A 20,070-nucleotide genomic window follows, 5' to 3' on the forward strand; every position below is an offset into this window, starting at 1 on the left:
ATATGATGATTAACAAATTAACTCAATTACTGCCACCTCCAGCGTCCCCCTCAGATTCAGGGAAGGGGAAGACTTGGCCATTAATTGCCGGATCAATAAATTTCCCGCCTGATTATGTTGATTTTATTAACACATATGGCTCTGGACGTATAGCAGACTTTATCGTTATTTTTAATCCTTTCAGCAAAGACGAAAACCTAAGTTTTTTTGATCAATACAATTACATTCTAGAAGATTTAAACTATCTCATTGAGTCTGATAAAGACTATTATAAATATAAACTTTATCCAGAAGATAACGGGTTTATACCTGTTGGAGTGACTGATAATGGTGATTATATATTTTGGGTTGTAACTTCGAAGGGAAATAGTGAGCAATGGGGGACTGCCATAATCCCTGCCAGATCACCAGACGTTGAATATTTCGAATGCAATTTAGTAAGTTTGATAGAGCAAATTCTGGATAAAAGCCTTAAGGCGAGGTCATTACCTGATACCTTTCCATCCCAACCAGTTAGCTTCGAGACGTTATGAGATTTAAATGAATTTGCTTGGCATTAATAAACCACCTTTTAATAAGGTGGTTTATTATTTGAATTTATTATTTAGATACTTCTGGGCTTTTTTAAATAAATTAATAGGGGTGGTGTTTGGAGGGGGTAATAAGGCAACTGTTTTTTAATAAATTTATTGGCGATGTTAAGATGAAAATGGTTTTCAATGAAGTTGAATATAATAATTTGGTTTCAGCTTTAAATGAACTGTCCATTCTTATGAAAAAAGAAAAGACAATAGATAAAGAGTTGGCTTTGTATTTATATTCGATTCCTCAAATGATTCGTTATGCCTATGACAGTTTTGATGAGATAAGCGATAAAAACGATTTAGCAGTGAAGCTAGAAGATGCTTGGATAGAACTGGATGCGCTAGTTATTGAAGTGTTAAGTTAAAAGGTGGTTTAAATAGAATAAAAGCATTCCAGTAAGGAAACATAAGCTTACTGGATTAAATTTTACAGAAAATTTATTGTTATTTCTGCGTTATGGAGTGAGCAGACTACTGCGAGTCGCTATAGGTTTTTAGGATGCATATTATTTTAATTGAGATTCTTTATGCTATAGTGACGAAAATTATTTTATGATGCGTTCCTTGTATGATATTTCCATATGGAAATTGCGAGCAAAGTATGAAAATAAATCAAGCAGCGATCGATAGATTACTAAGAATTAACTGGCTTGAAAATGTCGGAAAAGATTTACACATTCCCGGTACGTTACGTATTGATAATATAATTGACTTTGAGAATAGTTTGCAAAGTGAGGAATGGGAAAATACCTCGTTAGAGGCCAGGAATGATATCACTGGTTTTTTGGCGAAAAAACACTCAAACTCATTTCTTGAATGGAACAAACTCGCTGATATTGCCGCTGACATCATAGAAAATAAAATAATCCCGCAAATTCCTATTGTAGCAGGAAATCGAGAGGTCTTACTTAGCAATATTAAGTGGGATTTATTGAATTATTTGTTAGAGGATGCATGCGGCTCATACTTAAATAAACTATTTTTCTTTGGAAACCTTATAAATATTTATGAAAAAGGGCATATTCCCTGTGGTTGGGACGGTCTGTGGCCCAAGGTAATCTGATAATTTACTAAGGTTCATACTCTTATTTTCGAGCCTATTCACTGGTCCATAATAGATATTTTCTGAGTTTTATTACTTCCAAACTGCCGCAGTATTATGCGGCAGTAATTTTGTGCATACAACCAGCGCGCCCTATATCAATCTGATAGCCTAATGGTAACTACAAGATATTCTTTGATCATCAAATTGATCCGGCAAACAGATATTCAATTGACGCCGTTCAATTTAAAAGAGCTAATGATGTTTTAATAAAATGTATTAATAATGATCCTACATTTAGACGTGATTTGTTAGGTCGCCACCCTGAATTAGGAGATTGGCTGAAAGATGGTAGTAAAAGTAGAAGCCCAGCAGGATTTACATGGCATCATCACGAGGATGTAAATAGACTTGTTTTGGTTGATAGATTAGATCATAAATCTAATCACGCATTGTACCATCCCACAGGGAATGGTGGCAGGGATATTTGGGGAGGTGGTGAACCGGCGCGTCAAGGAAAACTTGGTGGGGCTACAGGAAAAGCTTGTAAATAATAAACATACTTTGAGGAGGCTAAATATGTTGAATAAAGATAGTAAATATAGTTTGTCCGATATTATTTCATACATGAAAATAACGGACTCACGTAACGATGATTTTTGTTTATATGGTGAATTAGACGAGCGCTTAAACGCTAATGGGAGTTATTATATTGCAGATTATCCTGATGTTGATGATAACGATAAGGAAATATATCCTGAAATAGTAACAAACAAAAAACTACACTATTTATATTCAGGCGAGCAGTTTGCAGACGCTATTGCTTCAGTTGTTGAAAAAAAACCATCAGCCACACTTGATGATTTTGTCAAGGCATTGAATTTTTACTCTGAAAACGATAATTTCCTTGATTTTTGATTTTAAATAAAGCCGGGGGGGTAATGTTAAATTTTGCCGGCTTTTTTATTTCATGGATTCTGCTCTAATTATTTCTTGCGGCTTCTTTTATGTTCTTAAGAATCCACTAAAGTTAATTTCTTTGTAATAATGAGGACAGGTTCAATGAAATCTATATATTATTGATATTGTGCATATAAATAGTTTTTTAAAAAACCAGATAAGTTCTCGAAGTTCCCGGATTTTTATTTACCCGCTGCTGTTCAGCTTACTAAACAACGACTTCCTTAATCCCCTTTGCCACACGGCACCACCTGGCAGTATGAATACAACCCGCGCGGCGATGTGGTCTCACTCACCGACCCTGTGGCTGGTCGTTACACCCAGATGGACCCGATTGGGTTAGCGGGCGGAATTAATACCTACAGCTACGTGGGTGATCCGCTGGGGTTAGTTGCATGTTATAAGTCTCCACATGACAATGTCTTTTACAGAACTATGTCAAAAGAAGATTTTGCTGTTTTACAAAAAACAGGACGTATGCCCGGGACCACCGAAACCACAATTTCACCGACTCGTGAGTTTTCAGAAAACTATGAAGGAATACTTGTACAATTTAATTTAAAACCGGGTACTCGAGCGCAGTTAGAAGGTATTGGAATTAGAGATAGCTCTGATCTTGCTGCTCAACTCATCCTAATATGCCGAGGCCATTAAAATCAAAAGGTTGGGTTTTTACTAATGCGCCCTTTAAAGGCGAGGGAGACCAAATTAATATTGGTCCTGGCAGAGAAGGTGGGGCTGCATTAAAAATATTTAACGATGGTATCGATTCTTTTAATATGTTGAGGCAATAATGAATTCAGAGCAAAAGAACTTAGTGCTTTCTGTGGTTAATAATAAACCACTCCGAGCTGGAAAAATAACAGATGAAGAATTTCTAAAGCTTTTTCCATGTACCCAGGGAAATGTTGAGGATTTTGTAAATGACATTTTAAAAAACGCGCATTCTTCCAAGGATCCGAAAGAAGTTGAATATGCGTTATATATTAGCTTTCACTTTGCATTTACAAGTAAGCATGAAGATATCTTGATACATCTTTTGGATGATGATTTTCATTATAAACATGATGATGTTGTGCGGGCTTTAGTTAAAATAAAGGCTAAAAGCGATAATGCAGTAAATGTACTATATAAATGTGCTTTATCTGAATACGATTATTTGGCTGATGACAGAGAGGATGGTAATTATACGTTGGCATGGAATTGTATATACGCTCTAGTGAAAATAGGTTCAAATTACGCTATTGAGAAATTAAAAGCATTGTCAAAAAATCCCATCCCTGAAATAAAGAACAAAGCAGTGCAGGTTGGAAAATCTTACGGTGTTTTAGATTAAAAAATAAATTTTATAAGGACGTTCTTGAGGGAGAAGCGAAATTGTTAAAAGCTTCGACTGGCAGGGTTTACAGCTTGCCGGTGAACAGAGCGACCGTGAGCCTGACCACTACGTTCAGTACGTCTACACCGAGGGCAGCTACGAACCGCTGGCGCGCATCGACAGTGTTTTCGACGACTGCGAAATTTACTGGTACCACACCGAGCTCAACGGTCTGCCGGAGCGGGTGATGGACGCGGACGGCCAGACCGTCTGGCGCGGACAGTTCAGCACCTGGGGCGAAACGGAGCGCGAACTCAGCGTGCCGCAATGGCAGGTGCCACAGAACCTGCGCTTCCAGGGCCAGTACCTCGACCGTGTCAAATTTATTGGGAACAAACAATTTCTCAAGCAGATAAATTTGAACGCATTAATGTGACGTTTGATGGATATATGAGATAGAGAACCCCAATAGGGAAGGTTAAATTCCTGGATGATGACGGCGTAATGGGTACTCATACGCTTCCACACTCAGGAGGCGTAACAGCACTGTCATCACTGGCTCATAAAGGATTGATTACTTTTGCACAAAACGAAGGATGTTGAATTTTATCTTAATACTTTAAGAAGATGGTCTTCCAAAAGATTACCATTTGGCCCATTCGACCTACCATTTTAAGGGTGAACTTATGGAACTTACTGAAAAATATGCAGTGTGGTATTCAACTTGTGCAGGCTATGAGTTAGTTCAAAATTATTTTTACAAAGAAAATGGGACGTCCAAATTTGAAAAAGATTTTGGTTTAAAAAAACGATTTATTGATTATGACCATGCCATTTCAATATGGTATGGGAAAGAGCACGGAGATTTGGGAGATATTGGTCCTGATAATTCGGCTATTGATAATGGCTTTCTTTTTATTACAACTCCTGTTGCGGAGAGGCTTTACGCATTAGGTGTGGAGAAAATTAGTTATATATTTGCTATACCTGATTTTGAATATGATAACGTAAGTAAGAAGAAGAATGTTATGATATTTTTGGATAACATCATTTGTTCTCAGAAATCCTCCTCTTGGTTAGATGATATTTTAAATGATATGTAAAGAGTAAGCGATTTTGAATATAAGATAATTTAATTATATTTATAGGATCCGCATACATAATATAATTGCAGAGCATCAAAAACGATTCAGTGTGTTGGGTATTGATGTGTATTCAACTAGCCTGACAACTTTTAAAGATAAGTCTGCTGCATGACCATTAGGAATTCGTTATATTAAAATATATGAGTGTATATTTGTTGACATGCCTCCTTATAACCCAGTTTATCATCAAAATTAGTAGGTAATTATGAAAGTATCACTAACAATTGCTGTTGACGATAGGAAGCTATCCAAAACTTACAATAAACTCTATCCAGAAATGAAAATTTTGACAACACAGTTGTCTTCATATGAACCTAGACATCCTATAGGTGAAATGATAACAGTTATAGTAACGGACACGGAAAAGGATGGGTACTTTAGAGAGGATAGTCAAGATGGTGCTTTTACCTATTTTTTCGTTATGGAGGCCGTGCATGATGAAGCTTTGTTGAAGACTAAGATTTTTGGCTATCTTGAAAAAGCTATCGAGAAAACAGCGCTTACAATACCTGATCATGAAAAATATAAAATGATATTTTCTCAGTGGAAGAAAGAACACATGTAATGGCGCATCGGTGACCGAAGGAGCTGCCCTGTCTTTTAACTCATCGCAACAAAAGCAGAAACTTTAAATTTTTTAACCATCATCAGATTATGCCTTCAGATGAAAACCTGAGCCAAAATCTGATTAATAAGTATGATGTTGTTAGGGGGAGATCTTTAAATCATAACCAGCACTTTAATGCCAGACTTTTTTAAAATGATTAACAATAAGGTTCATATATGGATAGAGAATAACTTTTCATCGGCAGATGACTATATACGTTATTTTGAATTAGATTATTCTACCGATGGCGATATAGACGATCCCGATTATCAAGTATGCGGATTCTGTAAGGAACTGGGTATCAAATGGTACGATGAGGATTTTATTGGTATTATACCCAGAGAAAATAAATAAGTTTCTATAGATGATTTTCTCGAAGCAGCTGCTGTAGACGAGGGTGAGAAAGAAAACGTTAAATCGAAATGTAATGCATCAGGAATTTAAAAAGCGAATGCTTTAGTATGGTATGCTGATTCCTCATTGGATGTGAAGCCAGATCCATCAGTTAGCTGTAATGGTTTAAAGTACATTGGCCTGTTTGAAGACGATTGATGTAACGATATTAAAAAACGTTTTAAAGTTAATGATGCTTTTAACAAAGCACTAATGTGTAAGTATAGGGTATCTCTTAGCGATAATAAAAAATCAAATATCTTGCGAATTATTTTTTTAAATATGCTTTTCCTAAAGGAGTATTCCCCCATGGTTGAACTGGTCGATCCCGAAAGAAAGATAAGTAACATCGAATGGACAGAATTTGCAAAATGCTTTCCTGCACGCCTGCCGGAATCCTTCAAAGCGCACTATTTAAGAATAAACGGTGGTTACTTAGCCGAAGAGGACGTTGAGGCAGACCGGTGGGGAATGCCGGTAGGTGGTTTTAACCCGATCAAGTATGGGCCGCTTCCCATTGAAACACTCATTAATGACATATTCAGCATTTCGCCTGCCGATAGCGAATATGGCCCGTGGCATGAAAAGGAATTTATTCCGTTCGCTTACGATAATGGCGGGAATCCTTTTTTCCTTTCATTAAAAGCAAGCGATTACGGTCGTATCTATCTCTATGCGCAAGATGGCGATGCCCTCTTTGAGGTTGCAGAGTCATTTGATGATTTTATAAGAGCATTATACCGGCTTTAAATGTGCTTATTTTCAGGATAAAGGCGAGATAGCGTCCGGCGGTTTTTCCTTTTCCGTTGCCTCACAAGCTTTATCAGCCTGATTTTCCCTGACGCTTTTTATCAATTAATGCTTATCTGTTACCGCATCGGTTATATTGCCTGATCATATGCACAGTAAAATCATAAGAAAATAGAGAATTATCGCTGCTATTGCATAACCACAGGGCATATAACTTATTGTCTGTATTGAATAAATTTCACATAAGGCAGGAAATTGTCCTCAGGGCTTTTAATTGCCCGACGAAACGCGTTATCCTCTGCCGGAAATGCGGTTTATCTTAACGCAAATACACCCAGCATAAATGTGCGATTTTTAATATGGCGGTCGCCCGTGCGGCGTCGTGTTTTCTTTTTTTAACAGGTAGCAGAGCGTGTTACGCCCAAAATAGATAAAGACTGAGTTATGAATTTATTCCCCGTTAGTGACAGTAACGAAAGTGAATTAACCTTTGTCGTTTCCCGAGCCTCTGCCAATGCGGATGATAAGGTCCATGCCGTCGCCGCCCGCATCGTCAGAGAAATGGAAACCTCCCTGCCCGAATTCCGTCTGGAATCCACGGAGATGACCGTGATCGACGGCGAACCGGCGGTCGATATGTTTTATCAGTATATGGAAGACAATACGCCAGTGTTTCAGCGCCAGACGGTGATTCTGATAAACGATGCGCAGGAAGGTAAAAAGATGGTGAGTTACATCGGCACCTGCATCGGTGAATTTCTGGATTCACACCACTGGCAGTATCAGGAAATTATGCAGAGCATCAAGTTTCACCGTCAGCGGAAAAGCGCCTGAAGGCAATGGAGAGCGCAGGGAAGGGATAGAAGAGCGCCGCCCGAATGAGCGGCGCAGAGCATTACGCTTTTTTCGCTTCTTCAGCGGCTTTCACGATAACCGCGAACGCGTCCGCTTTCAGAGAGGCACCGCCCACCAGCGCGCCGTCGATGTCCGGCTGGGTGAACAGCTCTGCCGCGTTAGCCGCGTTTACAGAACCGCCGTACTGAATGATAACCTGCTCGGCGATTTTCGCGTCGGCTTTGGCGATGTGGTCACGGATGAATTTGTGAACCGCCTGTGCCTGCGCCGGAGTGGCGGATTTGCCGGTACCGATAGCCCATACCGGTTCGTAAGCAATCACAACGCCTTCAAACGCCGCGGCGCCCTGGGTTTTCAGCACAGCGTCGATCTGACGTGCGCAGACTTCTTCCGTTTTGCCCGCTTCGTTTTCAGCTTCGGTTTCACCGATGCACAGTACCGGCACCAGACCCTGCGCTTTCAGCACGGCGAATTTTTTCGCGATCAGCTCGTCAGATTCCGCGTGGTAAGTACGACGCTCGGAGTGGCCGATAATGATGTATTTAGCGCCGATATCTTTAAGCATTTCAGCGGAAGTTTCACCGGTGAACGCGCCGGAGAGGTTAACGTCGACGTTCTGGGCACCAAGAATGATGTGGCTGCCAGCAGCGGCCTGCTTGGCCAGATCCAGATACATCGCCGGCGGGGCGATCGCTACGTCGCAGCCAGATACGCCAGCCAGCTCTTTACGCAGGTTAGCTACCAGCTCGTTTACCATGTGGCGGCTGCCGTTCAGTTTCCAGTTACCCATCACTAAAGGATGTCGCATTTTCATTCTCCACGCGCTAAGCGAATTAAGGAATATTGCTGCCCGTCAGGCAGCGTGGTCTGTGAAACAGTATAGAGATTCGTACCCGGAAAGGCTTTGCTTTTTGTCATTTATTGCTCCCTTCCAGCGTTTGCGATAGCGCAAGCTTAATCGGTTCAACCGCGAAGGTAAGGCCCTTTTCGCCGCTGTCTGCGACAATATAGCGAATCGCGCCTTCGGCCTGGCTGAAGTAGCGTTTGCCCTTGCCCTCGGTAAGCAAGCGCGTCAGCCGCTGCTGGCTTTGCGCTTTGCTGATTTTCGGCGTGAAACTCCGCAGCAGCGCGGCCATATACTCCAGCGCTTTGGCTTTCGCCGCTTTTTGCTCCGGCCCCTGAATAGGCAGCCAGGTCATCTGAATACTTTTGATTTTCAGCGTGCCGCGCTCCAGCGCCGTGGAGGCATAGAGATTTTCATTAATCTTGCTGGCTGCGCGCACCAGATTGATTTTGTCGCCTTTCACGTCGATGGCGCGAAATTCATTGAGCGGGAGCGTGGGGTTGTCGGCGTTGAAGCGTTCGCGAAACTGGGAAATGGAGAGATCAAAAGTGGGCGAGCCGGGCAGCAGATAGGGCGCGGTCGGCGTCAGCGTATCCGGGTCGGTTTCGGCATCAGCGAAGCACGCCGCCAGCGGCAGCGTCAGAAAAAGAAGATAAAACAGCGGCTTCATGATTCACCTTTCCCGGTTGCGTATCACAGCGATTAAAACCAGATCGGGCTGGCTTGTCAAAACCCGTCCGCACCAGGGTAAACTGTGCGCCACGCACACAGTAAGGTTTTGGCTATGACCCTTCAGCAGTGGTTGTTCTCTTTTAAAGGCCGTATTGGCCGTCGTGATTTCTGGGTATGGATGGCGCTCTGGGTGGCGTCGATGATTATCCTTTTTACCCTCACTGGCAATGATTTGCTCAATACCCAGACCGCCGCGTTTATGCTGGTTTGTCTGCTCTGGCCGACGGCGGCGGTGGTGGTGAAACGCCTGCACGACCGCGGCAAATCCGGCGCGTGGGCGCTGTTGATGATCCTCGCGTGGATGCTGCTCGCCGGTAACTGGGCGGTGCTGGGCGGCGTCTGGCAGTGGGCCGTGGGGCGCTTCATCCCGACGCTTATCATGGTGATGATGGTGCTGGACCTGGGCGCGTTTCTCGGCACCCAGGGCGAAAACAAATACGGCAAAGACACGCTGGATGTGAAGTACCGCTGATTACCAGTAGTGCTCCGCCGTCATATGCCCCGGACGGCGGCGCAGGTGTTTCGCCATCTGACGCGTATCTTTGAGCAACTGCTGCGTATCGCGCACCATCTGCGGGTTCCCGCACAGCATCACATGGCTGGTCGCGGTGTCCATCGGCAGCCCGACCGCCTCTTCCAGCGCGCCGCTCTCAATCAGCGCCGGCACACGCCCGGTCAGCGAGCCGGAGACCGTTTCACGGCTTACCACCGTCTGCACCCGTAGCTTGCCGTCGTAGCGCTGTTGCAGCTCCAGCATCAGCGGTAAGTAGCTCAAATCCTGGGCGTAACGCACCGCATGCACCAGCACGATATTTTTAAAGCGCTCGAGATCTTTGCCTTCCTGTAAAATCGACAGATACGGGCCGATGGCCGTGCCGGTCGCCAGCATCCATAACGTCTCGCACTCGGGAATTTCTTCCAGCACGAAAAAGCCCGCCGCGTCGCTCACCACCATCACTTCATCACCCGGCTGCATCGCGTGCAGCCGCGGGCTAAGTTTGCCCTCCGGCACCGTCACCAGGTAAAACTCCAGATCCGGGTTGCCCGGCGCGTTGACGTAAGAATAGGCGCGCTGCACGCGCTCGCCGTCAATCTCAAGGCCCAGCTTGGTGAATTGTCCGGCGGTGAAAGGCGCGACAGGGGCGTGAACCACGAGACTGAAGAGAGAATCGGTCCAGTGCTGAACCCGAACCACTTTACCTGTAACCCAATCCGCCATGTTTCGCTCCTGTGTTAACTGATGCTTTATCTTCGCCAGCGCCGCGCATCATTTCCAGCCCGCGCGGGCTGGAAAGCTCGTTCCGACAAACGATTAAAGAATGTGTGTCTGGATCTCCGGGTCTTTGCGGTCGAGATAGTGAATCGAGTGAATGCGGCGAATGGTGCGCGATTTGCCGCGGATCAGCAGCGTCTCGGTGGTGGCGATATTGCCCTTGCGGGTGATGCCATCCAGCAGATCGCCTTTGGTGATGCCGGTCGCTGAGAAAATCACGTTATCGTTGTGCGCCATTTCATCCAGTTTCAGCACATTGCCCGCCGTGATGCCCATCGCCTGACAGCGCGCCAGCTCCTGCTCGCCGATGCGGCGGTTGTCCGGCGTGTCGCCTTTCACAACGTGGCGCGCCAGCAGCCGGCCCTGCATATCGCCATCCAGCGCGCGGATCACCGCCGCCGACACCACGCCTTCCGGCGCGCCGCCGATGCCGTAAAGCACGTCCACTTCGCTGTCCGGCATACAGGTGAGAATAGACGCCGCCACGTCGCCGTCGGGAATGGCGAAAACGCGCACGCCGAGCTGCTGCATCTGCGCGATAACCGCATCGTGGCGCGGCTTGGCGAGAATAGTGACGGTGAGTTCACTAAGCGGTTTATCGAGCGCCGCGGCGATGTTCTTCAGGTTCTGCTCAAGCGGCAGGTTGAGATCGATAACGCCTTTCGCGCCAGGACCGACAATTAGCTTTTCCATATACATATCGGGCGCGTTCAGGAAGCTGCCTTTATCGCCTACCGCCAGCACCGCCAGCGCGTTGGCCTGGCCCATCGCCGTCATGCGCGTGCCTTCGATAGGATCAACGGCGATATCAACCGCGTCGCCGTTGCCGGTGCCGACCTTCTCGCCGATATAGAGCATCGGCGCTTCATCGATTTCGCCTTCGCCAATCACAATCTGCCCGTCGATATCGACTTTATTGAGCATAATGCGCATGGCGTTAACGGCCGCGCCGTCAGCGAGGTTTTTATCGCCGCGTCCCAGCCACTTGTACCCGGCCAGCGCCGCCGCTTCGGTGACGCGTGAAAATTCGATGGCAAGTTCTCGTTTCATGACTCTTTTCCGCAAGATTAACTGCGTCGGAGTGTAGCACAGAGCGGGTAACGGCTGTTACGGAGGGCTGACCGGTGGGAGAGGGAACAGAAGCGCTACGCGGCCACCGAAGCTACTTCTGGAAGGCTTTTTTTAAGCTGATCCTTGAGAGCAATTCGGTCAGGGAAAGGACCATGGTGGAGCGCACCACCTGCTGGTAGCGCTGCTGTTGCATCTGGATAAGCTGCGGATCGCTGCTTTCAAGCGCGGGCGGCGCCGGAGGCAGCGCGACGACGCAGTGCAGTTCGCCGAACGGGCCGAGAATTTCGTCGTCGGTAAAGGCGTAGTCATTGCCGTCGTGATTGAGTTCTTCACGCAGCGCCATCAGCAGTTCGCAGTCTTCATATTCGGCGCGGCTTATCACGCCAAGCCCGTAAATCAGCTTCAGGCGCACGGAGAGATCGCCCAGCGGGCCGCTGCCGTCGAGCAACGGCTCAACGGCATATTTGACCGCGTAGTCGTCTTTACGGAACACCTGCAACACCAGAATATTGACCGCCTCGGTGAGCAACTCTACGGCTGCGATCAAAAAACTTCTTACGGTTTTGCCAGCATTCAGACGCTCAAGCACACGGTTTTCAAAGGCCTGGGTTTCTTCCATCATTGCCTGCATATCTGACACATCATCAGCGGGCGCAGACTCAGCCGCGCCCGTTATTCATTACGCTGTTGCGTTATACGCGTTTACCGCCGAAGCCACGACATCGCTGTTGGCGTCCAGACCGGAAATCTGCGCCAGCGCGGCCTGCGGGCCTTTATCGGCGATAAGCTGCGCCAGCTCCTGCGCCTGCGGATCGTCTTCGCTGCGAAAATGCATCGCGGCGGCGATACCCAGCACCAGATTCTGATGCGGTAGGCCATATTCCAGCGTGCCCAGCAGCGGTTTAATCAGACGGTCGCCCGCGCTCAGTTTGCGCAGCGGCTGACGGCCAACGCGCTCCACATCGTCTTTCAGGTACGGGTTTTCAAAACGGCTAAGGATTTTCTCGATATACGCGGCATGTTTCGCGTCATCAAAGCCGTAGCGTTTAATCAGCACCGCGCCGCTCTCTTCCATCGCGCCGCGCACCACCAGACGAATTTTCTCATCCAGAATCGCGTCGCGAATGGTCTGATGACCGGCCTGTTTTCCGAGGTAGGCGGTTATAGCATGCCCGGTGTTCAGGGTGAAGAGCTTGCGTTCAACAAATGCCATCAGATTGTCGGTCAGCTCCATGCCTGCGATGGTCGGCAGCTCGCCTTTGAACTGGGTTTTATCGACAATCCACTCGCTGAAGGTTTCCACGGTGACTTCCAGCGGATCGTGCGCGGCGGATGCCGACGGCGGCACGATACGGTCAACGGCCGAGTCAACAAAACCGATGTGGCTTTCCACCCAGGCTTTGTCACCCTCTTCGAGCGCGTTAAAGACGTGCGTTTTCAGCTGGCTGGTGCCGCGCACCATGTTTTCACAGGCGATGATATTAAGCGGGCGCTCGTTGCCCTGCGCTTTACGCAGCACCAGACCTTTGGCAATCGCCGGAGCGATGCGCTCCAGTACCACCGGGCCAACGGCGGTCGTCACGAGATCGACCGTGGCGATAAGCGTCACGACATCCTCGCTGGTGCTGTTAACCGCATCCACGCCGGAAACGGTATCAATCTGCTCCTGCTCGCCCACCACGCGCACCTGATAGCTGTGGCGCGCGTTTAACGCGTCCAGCACCGTCTGGTTCACGTCGGCGAACGTCAGTCCGACGCCTGCGTCAGCGAGCAGTTTGCCAATAAAGCCACGACCAATATTACCTGCGCCAAAATGTAATGCTTTCATGGGAATACCTTCTTACTTAAAGCGGAACTGTATCGCCCGAGAGGACGGGGGAAAGGGTGCTGCGTGCGACCTCCCTTTCCCTTGCCCTCTCCCTGAGCGGGAGAGTCAGGGTTGCCCTGGTGGAGCACAATTATCTCATTAGCTTCTCAATGAGAAAGAGAGGGACAGTGTCCCTCTCTGCACGGTCTTACGCCACGGTTTTACCGGAAAGCAGCGCCAGGACTTCATCGACGCTGTCGGTGTGCGCCAGGCGCTCAATCACGCTTTCATCATCCAGCGCGTTGGTCAGGCTGGTGATAACCTGAATATGTTCGTTATTGCGCGCCGCGATACCAATCACCAGACGGGCGATATCGTCTTCTTCTTCACCGAAACGCACGCCCTGCGGATACTGGCAGAACACGACGCCAGTTTTCAGCACGCGATCTTTGGCTTCGACGGTGCCGTGCGGAACCGCAATAGACTCGCCGAGATAAGTCGGGGTGAGTTTTTCGCGCTCCAGCATCGCGTCCACATATTCCGGCTGCACGTAACCGCCTTTCACCAGTTGCTCGCCCGCAAAGCGAATCGCCTCTTCTTTATTCGCCGCATGACGGCCAAGAAAGACGTTTTCCGCGCCGAGCTTAAACAGGTGGCTGTCGTTCGCGTCGAAGCTGTCCTGCAGGCTGGTGCGCACTTTCTCTTCGTTCTGCGAATGACGCTGCGCGGCCACCAGACGTTCGGTCAGGCCAGCGTACAGGCCGCTGTCCAGGAAGTTGGTCAGCGAAATGTGCTGCGCGTGCGGCGCCTGGCGCATGGCGCGCTCGGTTAAATCGCGGTGGGTGATAACCAGATCCACATCGCCCGGCAGACTGTTAATCGCGCTGTTGGTCACGGAAATATGGCTCAGGCCCGCGTCCTGCACTTTCTTACGCAGTACACCTGCGCCCATCGCGCTGGAACCCATACCGGCGTCGCAGGCGACAATGATTTTACGCACGTGGCTCAGGTCGTTGCTCAGATCCGCGCTCGCTGCGGTCGCGGCACCTTTAGACTGCGCTTTCATATCCTGCATACGACGGGTCGCAGCATCGATATCGTCTTCTTCTTTCACTTTGCTGGTTTTCAGCAGGATAGCGGCGACCACGAAGGAGACGGCCATCGCGGCGAAAATCGCCACCAGGTTTGCGAAGTACGCGCCTTTCGGCGTCATCGCCAGTACCGCCAGGATAGAGCCCGGAGACGCCGGAGAAACCAGGCCGCCGTTCAGTACGGTCAGGCAGAAGACGCCAGTCATACCGCCCAGGATAACGGCGATAATCAGACGCGGGTTCATCAGCACATACGGGAAGTAGATTTCGTGGATACCGCCCAGGAAGTGGATGATAGCCGCGCCGCCCGCAGACTGTTTGGCGCTGCCGCGGCCAAAGAACATGTACGCCAGCAGGATGCCCATACCCGGACCCGGGTTGGCTTCAATCAGGAAGAAAATAGATTTGCCAAGTTCATGCGACTGCTGAATGCCCAGCGGCGAGAAGATGCCGTGGTTGATGGCGTTGTTGAGGAACAGGATTTTCGCCGGTTCAACGAAAATCGACGCCAGCGGCAGCATGTCGTGAACCACCATAAAGTTCACGCCAGCAGCCAGTACTTTGGAGAGCACTTCGACCGCCGGGCCAATGCCGAGGAACGCCAGAATCGCGAGGATCATACCGATGATGCCCGCGGAGAAGTTGTTCACCAGCATTTCAAAGCCGGATTTGATTTTGCCGTCGACCGAGGCGTCGAATTTCTTGATGCAGAAGCCGCCGAGCGGGCCTGCGATCATCGCGCCCAGGAACATCGGGATGTCCGCGCCGACGATAACGCCCATGGTGGTAATCGCGCCCACCACGCCGCCACGCTCGCCGCCAACCAGCTTACCGCCGGTATAACCGATAAGCAGCGGCAGCAGGTAGCTGATCATCGGGCCGACCAGCTTCGCCAGCGTCTCGTTTGGCCACCATCCTGTGGGAATAAATAACGCGGTGATAATACCCCAGGCGATAAACGCGCCGATGTTAGGCATTACCATATTGCTGAGAAAGCGACCAAAGCTTTGCACTTTGATCTTGATATCGGATGACATAGAACACCCCTTCTTATGTTTACGCGCAGGCTTGCGGCCCGAGGTTTATTGTTAACGTGGCGGCAGAGGTAGCCGGACCCATGCTCTGATGACGCGAAATCTGGCACTGAATCGCGATGGTGTCCAGACAGGCACTTTAAGTGTGATCGCGATCACGCGATGTCGGGGTGATCGGGGTAAAGTTGCGTGATTTGAATCACAAAAAAGACGTGTAAAAAAAAGACAATGCGCAAAATGTCGCCATAAACACCCCTTAAATGTGAATAAAGTCACATTTTCTTTCGGCATGTTTGTTATTGGTTTGTGATGTTAATCACAAAATATTTCCCAGGAAAAATCCGAACAGGCGGCGTACATTTTTCACTCATGCTAACAGGGGGAGTCTGTAAGAAAGTTACAGCCGGGAATTCGCGCAAAAATGGCGTCGGCGAAACGCGTTTTAGCGCGCCGTCGCGCCTCCTTTTAGCGTATCCTGACCCATACTTACCCTTACCCTGGCGATAACGTAAAAGGACCCGACATGAAACTTATCGGTAGTTACACCAGCCCGTTTGTACGCAAAATCTCCGTCATGTTGCTCGAAAAAGGCATCGTGTTTGAGTTCGTGAATGAATCGCCCTATGCCGAACAGAACGGCATGGCGCAGTACAACCCGCTCGGGAAAGTGCCGGCGCTGGTGACCGACGAGGGCGAAACCTGGTTTGATTCGCCCATCATCGCGCAGTATATCGAGCTGCTGGACGCGCAACCGGCGCTGGTGCCGCAAGAACCGCGCGCTGCGCTAAAAGTGCGCCAGCTGGAGGCGCTCGCCGACGGCATTATGGGCGCGGCGCTGGTTTCGGTGCGCGAGCAGGCGCGCCCGCCTGAGCAGCAGTCGGAAAATGAGCTGCTGCGCCAGCGGGAGAAAATCAACCGCGGCCTCGATGCGCTGGAAGGGTATGTGGCTGACGGCACGCTGAAGGCTGAGGAACTGACGCTCGCCACCATCGCCACAGCCTGCGCCATCGGCTATCTCAATTTCCGTCGCGTGGCGCCGGGCTGGTGCGCGCAGCGTCCGCATCTGGTGAAACTGGTGGAAGCGCTCTTTGCCCGCGACAGCTTCGCGCGTACCGAGCCGCCCAGCGCCTGAGCGGGCGTGAACCGCCCTTTATTGCGCTGACCGGGCGCGGGGACTGAACTGCCCCGCGTTTCCTGCTAAATTATCGCCACGTTTTATCCAGGTTTATGCACGCCATGACGACCGATTCCCGTCTGCTTTACAGTCAGCTTCCCGCCACCGACCGCCTGCTGCGCGACAGCGCGTTCCAGCCGTTGCTGGACACCTACGGCCATACCCGCGTGGTCAACACCCTTCGCGCGATGCAGGAGGCGGCGCGGCTCGCCATTCGCGAACGCCAGGCGCTGCCCTCATGGTGCGACGACTGGGCCGCGGCGGCGGCCGGGCGGCTGGCGCGCGGTTCGCAAAGCGCGCTGCGCCCGGTCTTTAACCTTACCGGCACGGTGCTGCACACCAATCTTGGCCGCGCGTTGCAGGCGGAAGAAGCGGTTGAGGCGGTCGCCCGCGCCATGCGCTCGCCCGTGACGCTGGAGTATGACGCCGAAGGCGGCGAGCGCGGTCACCGCGACCGCGCGCTGGCGGAGCTACTCTGTGAGCTTACCGGCGCAGAAGACGCCTGTATCGTTAATAACAACGCGGCGGCGGTGTTGCTGATGCTGGCGGCGCTGGGCGCCGGCAAAGAGGTGATTGTGTCGCGCGGCGAGCTGGTGGAGATTGGCGGCGCGTTTCGTATCCCGGATGTGATGCGCCAGGCGGGCTGTCAGCTGGTGGAAGTGGGCACGACCAACCGCACACACCTGCGCGATTATCTTGACGCTGTCGGCGAGCAGACCGCGCTGCTGATGAAAGTGCACACCAGTAATTACCAGATTGAAGGCTTTACCAAAGCCGTAGATGCCGCCGAACTGGCGCAGGCGTCGACGCTGCCGGTGATTGTCGATCTCGGCAGCGGTTCGCTTATCGATCTCAGCCAGTATGGGCTGCCAAAAGAGCCGATGCCGCAGGAGGCGCTCGCCGCCGGGGCGAGTCTCGTGAGCTTTTCCGGCGATAAACTGCCGGGCGGGCCGCAGGCGGGGATTATCGTCGGGAAAAAAGCGCTTATCGCGGCGCTTCAGAAACACCCGCTCAAGCGCGCGCTGCGCGCCGATAAAATGACGCTGGCGGCGCTCGACGCCACGCTGCGCCTTTATCTGCACCCGGAAAAACTCGCACAACGGCTGCCGACGCTGCGGCTGCTGACGCGCCAGGCGTCTGACATTAACGAACAGGCGCAGCGCCTGCGTCCGGCGCTGGAGACCCGCTACGGCGATGAATTTCAGATAGACGTGATGCCCTGCCTGTCGCAGATTGGCAGCGGTTCGCTGCCGGTCGACCGGCTTCCGGGGGCGGCGCTCACCTTCACCCCGCGCGACGGGCGCGGCAGCCGCCTTGAGGCGCTCGCCGCCCGCTGGCGTCGCCTGCCGGTGCCGGTTATCGGGCGTGTGGGCGACGGGCGGTTATGGCTCGATTTACGCTGCCTTGAAGATGAGGCAGGACTGATGGAGATGTTGTTGCAATGATTATCGCCACCGCCGGGCACGTGGACCACGGCAAAACCACGCTGCTTGAGGCGCTTACCGGCATTAACGCCGACCGTCTGCCGGAAGAGAAAAAGCGCGGCATGACTATCGATCTCGGTTACGCCTACTGGCCGCAGCCGGACGGGCGCGTCATCGGCTTTATCGACGTGCCGGGCCATGAGAAATTCCTCGCTAATATGCTGGCGGGCGTGGGCGGCATCGATCATGCGCTGCTGATGGTGGCGTGCGATGACGGCGTGATGGCCCAGACGCGCGAGCATCTGGCGATTTTGCAGCTGACCGGCCAGCCGACGCTCACCGTGGCGCTCACCAAAGCCGACCGGGTGGATGACGCGCGCCTCGCGCAGGTGAAAGCGCAGGTGATGGCCACGCTGAGCGATTATGGCTGGCATGACGCCACGCTGTTCGTCACGGCGGCCACCGAAGGCGTGGGCGTTGATGCGCTGCGCGACCATCTGCGCCAGTTGCCTGAGCGCACGCACCCTGCCGGGCAGCGCTTTCGCCTGGCGGTCGATCGCGCGTTTACCGTCAAGGGCGCGGGCCTGGTCGTTACCGGCACGGCGCTTTCCGGCGAGGTGAATGTCGGCGATACGCTCTACCTGACCGGCGCGAATACGCCGCTGCGCGTGCGCGGCCTGCATGCGCAGAATCAGCCGACGGAACGCGCATTCGCCGGTCAGCGCATCGCGCTGAATATTAGCGGCGACGCGCAGAAAGCGGATATCCGGCGCGGCGACTGGCTGCTCAGCGACGCACCGCCGCAGGCCGCAGAGCGGGTTATCGTCACGCTCGACCGCCATGCGCCGCTGCAACAGTGGCAGCCGCTGCATATTCACCATGCGGCAAGCCACGTCACCGGGCGCGTTTCGTTACTGGAAGATGATCTGGCGGAGCTGGTATTCGACACGCCGCTGTTCCTGGCCGATAACGACCAGCTGGTGCTGCGCGACATTAGCGCGCGCCAGACGCTCGCAGGCGCGCGCGTCGTCACGCTGGAAACCCCGCGGCGCGGCAAACGCCAGCCGGAGTTCCTCGCGTTTCTCAACGAACTGGCGAGTGCCAGAACCGACGCCGACGCGCTGCGGCTCCATGCCTCGCGCGGCGCGGTCGCGCTGGCGACATTCGGCTGGGCGCGCCAGCTCTCTGCGGCATCGCTCGACGCGCTGGCGGGCAGTGGGGACTATCTCCAGGCGAACGGTTATCTGTTAAGCAGCGCGCTCGCGGCGCGCTGGCAGGAGAAACTGCTCGCCACGCTCGCCCGCTACCATGAAACGCACAGCGAAGAGCCCGGCCCCGGCCGCGAACGGCTGCGTCGCATGGCGCTCCCTTCCGAGCCGGAACCGCTGGTGCTGGCGCTGATCGAGAGGATGTGCCGTGACGGACAACTCGCGAGCCGCGAAGGCTGGCTGCATCTGCCGGGCCATAAGGCCGGTTTCAGTGAGGCTCAGCAGGCGCTGTGGGAGAAAATCCAGGGACTGTTTGGCGACGAGCCCTGGTGGGTGCGCGATCTGGCGCGCGAAGCGGGCGAAGAAGAACAGGCGATGCGCCAGCTATTGCGGCTCGCCGCGCAGCAGGGTTTTATCACGGCGATTGTTAAAGATCGCTACTACCGTCACGATCGCATTGTGGCGTTCGCCGATCTGATCCGCACGCTCGATCGCGAAAAAGGCGCGACCGTCGCCGCCGATTTCCGCGACAGCCTGAACGTGGGCCGTAAACTGGCGATTCAGATTCTGGAATATTTCGACCGCATCGGCTTTACCCGCCGTCGCGGTAATGAACATCTGTTGCGTGACAGCGCGCTGTTTAATTCCGCGCTATAAAAATAACGAAATGGGGGAATGTATATTTATGAAATATATATTCCCCGCCTTTTAATCACTCCATGAATAATTACGAGAAATTCCGCTAACTGTTTTATTTT

General features: G+C 51.3%; 22 protein-coding genes and 2 pseudogenes. 17 read left to right on the plus strand and 7 right to left on the minus strand.

Going from position 1 to position 20,070, the window contains the following annotated elements:
- The first annotated feature begins 2 nt into the window (after positions 1-2).
- The 13 genes and pseudogenes from G6041_RS17135 to G6041_RS17195 all read left to right on the plus strand — a co-directional run bounded on the left by G6041_RS17135 (position 3) and on the right by G6041_RS17195 (position 7,633).
- A complete protein-coding gene (locus tag G6041_RS17135; RefSeq protein ID WP_012126129.1) occupies positions 3-533 on the plus strand; it encodes an SMI1/KNR4 family protein in 531 nt (176 codons plus the stop codon).
- A 170-nt stretch (positions 534-703) separates the two neighbouring features.
- Complete coding sequence (locus G6041_RS17140; protein WP_104669037.1) at positions 704-949, plus strand: hypothetical protein; 246 nt, start codon at positions 704-706, stop codon at positions 947-949.
- A gap of 236 nt (positions 950-1,185) precedes the next feature.
- Positions 1,186-1,647 (plus strand): hypothetical protein, encoded by a 462-nt coding sequence (locus G6041_RS17145; RefSeq protein WP_012126126.1) that lies wholly within the window; start codon positions 1,186-1,188, stop codon positions 1,645-1,647.
- 167 nt (positions 1,648-1,814) lie between these two features.
- On the plus strand, positions 1,815-2,180 hold the full coding sequence (locus G6041_RS17150) for an HNH endonuclease (protein ID WP_080515380.1): 366 nt from the start codon (positions 1,815-1,817) through the stop codon (positions 2,178-2,180).
- A gap of 25 nt (positions 2,181-2,205) precedes the next feature.
- Positions 2,206-2,544 (plus strand): DUF7716 domain-containing protein, encoded by a 339-nt coding sequence (locus G6041_RS17155; RefSeq protein WP_041460753.1) that lies wholly within the window; start codon positions 2,206-2,208, stop codon positions 2,542-2,544.
- A 339-nt stretch (positions 2,545-2,883) separates the two neighbouring features.
- Positions 2,884-2,970, plus strand: a pseudogene (locus G6041_RS21685) (RHS repeat-associated core domain-containing protein); the annotation flags it as partial.
- Positions 2,971-3,379: 409 nt separating this feature from the next.
- Positions 3,380-3,922, plus strand: a complete 543-nt coding sequence (locus tag G6041_RS17165) for a HEAT repeat domain-containing protein (RefSeq protein ID WP_012126124.1) — start codon at positions 3,380-3,382, stop codon at positions 3,920-3,922.
- A gap of 52 nt (positions 3,923-3,974) precedes the next feature.
- A pseudogene (locus G6041_RS21690) lies at positions 3,975-4,280 on the plus strand (RHS domain-containing protein); the annotation flags it as partial.
- A 310-nt stretch (positions 4,281-4,590) separates the two neighbouring features.
- The gene (locus tag G6041_RS17175) at positions 4,591-5,007 is read left to right on the plus strand and encodes a hypothetical protein (protein ID WP_012126121.1); all 417 of its coding nucleotides are present in this window, start codon (positions 4,591-4,593) and stop codon (positions 5,005-5,007) included.
- Positions 5,008-5,254: 247 nt separating this feature from the next.
- Positions 5,255-5,614 (plus strand): hypothetical protein, encoded by a 360-nt coding sequence (locus G6041_RS17180; protein ID WP_166491673.1) that lies wholly within the window; start codon positions 5,255-5,257, stop codon positions 5,612-5,614.
- A gap of 195 nt (positions 5,615-5,809) precedes the next feature.
- A complete protein-coding gene (locus G6041_RS21510) occupies positions 5,810-6,010 on the plus strand; it encodes an immunity 22 family protein (RefSeq protein ID WP_227003071.1) in 201 nt (66 codons plus the stop codon).
- Between the two features lie 348 nt (positions 6,011-6,358).
- On the plus strand, positions 6,359-6,799 hold the full coding sequence (locus G6041_RS17190) for an SMI1/KNR4 family protein (protein WP_041460636.1): 441 nt from the start codon (positions 6,359-6,361) through the stop codon (positions 6,797-6,799).
- Positions 6,800-7,243: 444 nt separating this feature from the next.
- Entirely contained in the window at positions 7,244-7,633 is a 390-nt protein-coding gene (locus G6041_RS17195) for a DcrB-related protein (protein WP_007779863.1), read from the plus strand.
- A 61-nt stretch (positions 7,634-7,694) separates the two neighbouring features.
- Here the strand turns inward: G6041_RS17195 and tpiA are convergent, their stop codons facing one another.
- Positions 7,695-8,462 carry a triose-phosphate isomerase gene (tpiA, locus tag G6041_RS17200; RefSeq protein ID WP_007872501.1) on the minus strand — a complete coding sequence of 256 codons (768 nt, stop codon included), beginning with the start codon at positions 8,460-8,462 and terminating at the stop codon, positions 7,695-7,697.
- A 106-nt stretch (positions 8,463-8,568) separates the two neighbouring features.
- Positions 8,569-9,168 carry a YiiQ family protein gene (locus G6041_RS17205; protein WP_004386334.1) on the minus strand — a complete coding sequence of 200 codons (600 nt, stop codon included), beginning with the start codon at positions 9,166-9,168 and terminating at the stop codon, positions 8,569-8,571.
- 114 nt (positions 9,169-9,282) lie between these two features.
- Between G6041_RS17205 and G6041_RS17210 the strand changes: the two genes are divergently transcribed.
- Positions 9,283-9,702 (plus strand): DUF805 domain-containing protein, encoded by a 420-nt coding sequence (locus G6041_RS17210; protein WP_004386333.1) that lies wholly within the window; start codon positions 9,283-9,285, stop codon positions 9,700-9,702.
- Here G6041_RS17210 and fpr read toward each other — a convergent pair whose 3' ends face one another.
- From fpr to G6041_RS17235, 5 genes are all read right to left on the minus strand, one after another.
- Positions 9,703-10,449, minus strand: coding sequence for a ferredoxin--NADP(+) reductase (gene fpr / locus G6041_RS17215; protein ID WP_012126116.1), 747 nt, complete (start codon positions 10,447-10,449; stop codon positions 9,703-9,705).
- Between the two features lie 93 nt (positions 10,450-10,542).
- The gene (glpX, locus tag G6041_RS17220) at positions 10,543-11,553 is read right to left on the minus strand and encodes a class II fructose-bisphosphatase (protein WP_012126115.1); all 1,011 of its coding nucleotides are present in this window, start codon (positions 11,551-11,553) and stop codon (positions 10,543-10,545) included.
- A gap of 112 nt (positions 11,554-11,665) precedes the next feature.
- Positions 11,666-12,205 (minus strand): mannitol operon repressor MtlR, encoded by a 540-nt coding sequence (gene mtlR, locus G6041_RS17225; protein WP_007779881.1) that lies wholly within the window; start codon positions 12,203-12,205, stop codon positions 11,666-11,668.
- A 48-nt stretch (positions 12,206-12,253) separates the two neighbouring features.
- The gene (mtlD, locus tag G6041_RS17230; RefSeq protein WP_012126114.1) at positions 12,254-13,402 is read right to left on the minus strand and encodes a mannitol-1-phosphate 5-dehydrogenase; all 1,149 of its coding nucleotides are present in this window, start codon (positions 13,400-13,402) and stop codon (positions 12,254-12,256) included.
- A gap of 187 nt (positions 13,403-13,589) precedes the next feature.
- Complete coding sequence (locus G6041_RS17235; protein ID WP_012126113.1) at positions 13,590-15,509, minus strand: PTS mannitol transporter subunit IICBA; 1,920 nt, start codon at positions 15,507-15,509, stop codon at positions 13,590-13,592.
- A 520-nt stretch (positions 15,510-16,029) separates the two neighbouring features.
- Here G6041_RS17235 and G6041_RS17240 point away from each other — a divergent pair.
- The 3 genes from G6041_RS17240 to selB all read left to right on the plus strand — a co-directional run bounded on the left by G6041_RS17240 (position 16,030) and on the right by selB (position 19,969).
- Positions 16,030-16,638, plus strand: a complete 609-nt coding sequence (locus G6041_RS17240; RefSeq protein ID WP_012126112.1) for a glutathione S-transferase — start codon at positions 16,030-16,032, stop codon at positions 16,636-16,638.
- 104 nt (positions 16,639-16,742) lie between these two features.
- On the plus strand, positions 16,743-18,125 hold the full coding sequence (gene selA / locus G6041_RS17245) for an L-seryl-tRNA(Sec) selenium transferase (protein ID WP_007899168.1): 1,383 nt from the start codon (positions 16,743-16,745) through the stop codon (positions 18,123-18,125).
- Positions 18,122-19,969 (plus strand): selenocysteine-specific translation elongation factor, encoded by a 1,848-nt coding sequence (selB, locus tag G6041_RS17250; RefSeq protein WP_012126110.1) that lies wholly within the window; start codon positions 18,122-18,124, stop codon positions 19,967-19,969. The genes selA and selB overlap by 4 nt, the downstream gene beginning before the upstream one ends.
- Positions 19,970-20,070: the final 101 nt, after the last annotated feature.

The sequence above is a fragment of the Cronobacter sp. HA18003 genome (assembly GCF_011605905.1).
GTDB classification, from domain to species: Bacteria; Pseudomonadota; Gammaproteobacteria; order Enterobacterales; family Enterobacteriaceae; genus Cronobacter; species Cronobacter sakazakii.